The sequence below is a fragment of the Bradyrhizobium genomosp. III genome (assembly GCF_000261705.1).
In the GTDB taxonomy this organism is placed as follows: domain Bacteria; phylum Pseudomonadota; class Alphaproteobacteria; order Rhizobiales; family Xanthobacteraceae; genus Bradyrhizobium; species Bradyrhizobium ottawaense.
On record NZ_AJQF01000559.1, the window covers coordinates 1 to 4,490 of the forward strand.

At 58.4% G+C, this 4,490-nt stretch carries 4 protein-coding genes; 1 reads left to right on the forward strand and 3 read right to left on the reverse strand.

From position 1 onward, the window contains the following. On the forward strand, positions 1–489 hold a 489-nt coding region (locus tag IC66_RS0141935; RefSeq protein ID WP_038951342.1), incomplete at its 5' end, for a TCP-1/cpn60 chaperonin family protein. A 1,239-nt stretch (positions 490–1,728) separates the two neighbouring features. On the opposite strand, the gene IC66_RS44835 is transcribed toward IC66_RS0141935, so the two are convergent. The 3 genes from IC66_RS44835 to IC66_RS47935 form a co-directional block, all read right to left on the reverse strand. Continuing rightward, positions 1,729–2,625 carry a YopT-type cysteine protease domain-containing protein gene (locus IC66_RS44835; RefSeq protein WP_011084854.1) on the reverse strand — a complete coding sequence of 299 codons (897 nt, stop codon included), beginning with the start codon at positions 2,623–2,625 and terminating at the stop codon, positions 1,729–1,731. 610 nt (positions 2,626–3,235) lie between these two features. Further along, positions 3,236–3,655 carry a DUF7694 domain-containing protein gene (locus IC66_RS49385; RefSeq protein WP_011084853.1) on the reverse strand — a complete coding sequence of 140 codons (420 nt, stop codon included), beginning with the start codon at positions 3,653–3,655 and terminating at the stop codon, positions 3,236–3,238. Then, positions 3,637–3,798: a hypothetical protein gene (locus tag IC66_RS47935; protein ID WP_014497793.1), complete on the reverse strand. Its 162-nt coding sequence runs from the start codon at positions 3,796–3,798 to the stop codon at positions 3,637–3,639. The genes IC66_RS49385 and IC66_RS47935 overlap by 19 nt, the downstream gene beginning before the upstream one ends. Positions 3,799–4,490 lie beyond the last annotated feature (692 nt).

Below are 4,490 nucleotides of genomic sequence, written 5' to 3' on the forward strand. Positions count from 1 at the left end.
ACCGAGGTCGAGGTGAAGGAGCGCAAGGATCGCGTCGATGACGCGATGCATGCGACCCGCGCGGCAGTCGAGGAAGGCATCGTCCCGGGTGGCGGCGTCGCCCTGCTCCGTGCCTCCGAGCAGCTCAAGGGTCTGCGCACCGAGAACGACGACCAGAAGACCGGCGTCGAGATTGTGCGTAAGGCGCTGTCCTGGCCGGCCCGCCAGATCGCAATCAACGCCGGCGAGGACGGTTCGATCGTAGTCGGCAAGGTCCTCGACAACGAGCAGTACTCTTTTGGTTTCGACGCCCAGACAGGCGAGTACAGCAACCTCGTTTCCAAGGGTATCATTGACCCGGCCAAGGTCGTGCGCATCGCGGTCCAGAACGCCTCTTCGGTGGCCGGGCTGCTGATCACGACGGAAGCGATGGTTGCCGAGCTGCCGAAGAAGGCTACGGCTGGTCCAGCAATGCCTGCGGCCCCCGGCATGGGCGGTATGGACTTCTGATCGGCCTCCTTAAATTCTCGATGGCATGCAAAACCCTGGCGATAATGTCAGGGTTTTTTGCAGCGAGCGGTCTGTAGCCTGCCAGTCGACGAAGAATACAGCCCATGGGCCTATCGGCCTATCCATGTGCGCGGCGGCAGGCCCCGGCTCAACTTGCTTGTGACCGTTCCTTGGCGGCGACAGGACCGCGTCCGGCACGACGCGCTGAGGGGATGGAATGTGTCTATGCTAACGATATTTTACGTTGGTCGTCCACTAGGCAGATGGCTGGGTGCTAGGCAGCAGGGCATGAACCCGCGCAGGCGCTCTCGCCGGATGCATGCCGTCGGGTTCGTCAGCTTTTGGACAGCTATTCGGTGTACAATGACTCTTGAAGTTAGCGGCGCGTGGTAGGGACAGCGCTCGCCCCGAGTATGCGTGGGGATTTCGGCGCCGAGTCACGCTCCTGCTAACTTCAACCAGTCGCGCATGCGCGGCAGAGACAGCGTCTGATCCATCCACCCGACCAGCGCCCCCGCTGCTTCCCGCGTAATCGGATCCACGCTACCGGGCGCCGGTCATCCGAATTAGCTAAATACCCCCCATGCGAGCGCTCCGCGCAGGAACTCCTCGTCCAAACTTCGCGATGTCACTCGCACTATTCGGCACTTTAATCCGTGAAAGAGTGCTCCAGCTCGGCGCACAATTCCATTGAGAAGCTTGGAACAACACAGCGCTGCAATATCACTGAGTCAGATCGCGGATGAGGTCCTCACCGAAGCCGTCAATCAAGTCCAGCGACGAGAGAAGGCGGATTGTCGCGGAGCTCGTGGCGAGCGATGACTGGCTTTGAGGCGCCGGTGCGACGGCAAGCCGATGCCCCCGGCAGCAGCTATTTGGTTGGTGAGCTCACTATAAAAGCGGCTGGCGGTGATTCCGAAGCAGATCGGCTCCAGCTAGTGCCGACTCTGTGGATGCTTGGTTGCCGACCGGCCCCCTGAGCGCGATTGGGCGTCGGGTAACGCAACCCTACGAGGAGGTTAGCCTAACGGGCCGCCGGTCCGGCCTGAGAGGAAGCGCAGGCGATTGCTCTGACACGCGATGGCGCGGGGCTCACAAACCTCAGTGACCGGCGAACCTATGTCGCTAAACATTCCCCTCTCTGCACTACTTCCAGAGAACTTCCATCGAGAGCATCGATTGAACATCCACAGAAACCGCGGCGGGTGAAACAAGGCGGGCGATGCGGCTGCCTCGTGTCTACCGATGAGGTTCCGCGCGCGGGAATAGGGCAAGGTCCGTTGCATTGGGATGCCCATACCTGATCCTTTGTGTGACGACCGCCGAAATATCACGTTTGTTCAGGGTGCTATAGCGCTCGGCAAGACTCTTAAACAACCCTCCGACCCGATCTGACGGAACAGTAAATTCGCCATAGTTAGGATCAGAGAGGATCGTCGTTCCATTCGACGTTGCCGTTGCAATCGTGTGGGTGCCGGCGCCAGGTTGGACGAATTTCAAGCTGACCAAATGGACGGATGGATCCTGCGCAAGCTCGTTTACGATCTTGTCGATGCACGAAGATGTACCGAACCTATATCGCGTCTCTTCAGCAGATGGTTCTAGGCCGGCGTCACGCAAGATTGTGCTTTTTGCCTGGAAATTGTGAGACCCTTCCGCCTTATCCTCTTTCAATTGAGTCTTAAGCTTTTCAGACTGTTCCTGCCGTCTTGCCGCCGAGCGGTGATTTTCCGTGCCCGGGAGCAGAACCCCCATTCGGGAGGAAGCGCTGCTTGGGAGATCAAGGAGCCACTCCGCGGCCAATCCAACACAGATTCCACTGACATTGGCTTGGGGCAATTCCGCCGTCCTGTAATCGAACAGAGGACGGACAGGGCTAGTGGCAACGGATAACTCGGAGCTGGAGGACAGAGAGGATGTGCTGAGGCCCGAGGTGTTTGAACTATCATCGATTGCATCTGAGGTATGCGGCTTGCTGAAGCAGAGCCCCATTCTATCGAACAATTCGCCGGGCGCCAGGCTCTCCAGCCGCGCGATTTCGGTGAGTGTTTGGGCACATTCGCTACCGTCTGCGGGCCAACTCGATTCCTCAGCTTGCTCAGTATGTGCGTATTCGCCATCGACTCGATTATACATGCTGGTTCACCGGCTTCTTCCGCGTGCGTCTCCTCAGAGGGCGCGCTGCTCACATCTTGCCTGCGACCGATATCGCGGCAAACTGACGAGGAGCTGGCCACCACACAAGCTTAGGGAAGCTATCGCCGTCATGGCAAATTGGCTGTGCGACAGTCCCAGCTTCCGGGCGCTGCTGCAGGTGTGAGGCGGTGGCCGACCAGCTAGTGACTCTTGCACAGTGAAAGAGGTCGCGCTCGTGTAATTTCAGCTTCAGTCAGGATGATGGCTGCGTTAGACGATGCCTTCACAAAACCAGGCTCGGTCGTGGGCTTGAGATCGATCTCACCCTCATCGTGCCGCGCCGCCCGGCGCCCAAAACTTCGCCTCCAAAGAGCGCGCAATTCGCGTCCCCAGTTCGCCCCGTGATCGGCTATCAGCGAGCGAGATGCTGTTGTTCGCTCTGAGGCTGCTCCTGTTTGACAGCGGCATTTCATCTCAGCCCGCCTTGCACGCCGCAACGGCCGAGCGAGCCTGACATACACCCGCTTGTGACATCTCATCGGGACGCCGAACCGGTGCTTGTGCACCCGCTCGGCCTCACCTTGTGCTCGGATATTGTAAACTCAGTCCGTCATGCTGTCGCGCTCATCCGCGCGAACAACGTTGCCGCATCTGAGGGACTCAATCCAACGACGCCTACGAAGCTCGGAGACGGCATCGGAATGTCTCGATAAATGGGTCTCCACAAATGAAGGCAATATCGGCTGTTATTCACATAACGCGAATGTGGCGGATGCAGTTGCATGACGCACTCTTCTTCATCCCAGAACATGTCTTTGACAAAGCACATCTCCTCCCAGTTTGGACAACGCCGCGGTGTCGAAACAGCGACATGCTCCCACCCAGGACGGACAAATGCACTTATCTTTAGTTCACACCCGCAAGGCCCCTGCACAAAGAAGAGACCGCAAGGGCCTGATCCCGGAGCAGTCGCGAACCGGCCATGCTGCACCCGGCCCGCCTCCAGCTTGTCTACCACCTGCGCTCGCACGCCCGCTCCTTTGCCTCTCGGATAGCCCTGAACTCTACGTAGAGGACGTTGTCGCGCAACAAGTCAACCTCCGCGATTCTCGGCCCAGCTTTCCTGAACCACTCTACAACGCACCATCCGCAAAAGCGGTAGATGTCTATCATCACTCACGCTCCTCTAGTTATGCCTCTGGTGCTCGAATTGCGCTCGGTGCCGCCGGTTGCCTGAGGACGGGCGGCGGCACGATCTGTACGTTGAGTTAGGCGACCCGCCGATCGAATCTTCCCGCTACTTATGTAAGTCCGCCATTGAGCCTCTCCGCGGCGAAGCAGTCTTGATCGGTGCCAGGCATTCACTGCTCATCGCCGGCAGAGCGCACATCACGCTTGAGCATGCGAAGTCGGCGGCTCTTGAGGCCTCATCTCGTCTTCAATGAATTGTCCCTCATCATGCCATGCTCTCCTATTGGCGGCGGAATCCAGACTTCATGATGCTCGCAGTTGCCGCACCAGATAGCTCCGGGCGACATTGCTGCTTCTGCGGGAGTGTACTTGATCCCTTGCGGCCTTCTCGCAAAGGCTGAACAGTCCTAATGCGTCAATTATGTGAAAACCATTCAGTTTTATGGCGTCCAAATCGGCTCGTACATAGCCGCAGACGTCTGGAATGCACTTCTTAGCTGGCACATCCAGCGGACCGCTGCGACCTCGATCGTCAGCTAACGGTCAGGAACAATGATTAACCGATCTCATTGGCTGCCACTGCAAATATCGCTCGATTTATAGGCCTCACTAAGATGCGGCCCTTAACGCGTTGGCTACGTGACCTTGCCCCCATATGTGGAACGGCCCGCGAG

Coding starts and splice junctions, on each gene's coding strand:
- IC66_RS44835 (WP_011084854.1), bottom strand. CDS start 2,625: ATGTATAATCGAGTCGATGGCGAATACGCACATACTGAGCAAGCTGAG.
- IC66_RS47935 (WP_014497793.1), bottom strand. CDS start 3,798: ATGATAGACATCTACCGCTTTTGCGGATGGTGCGTTGTAGAGTGGTTC.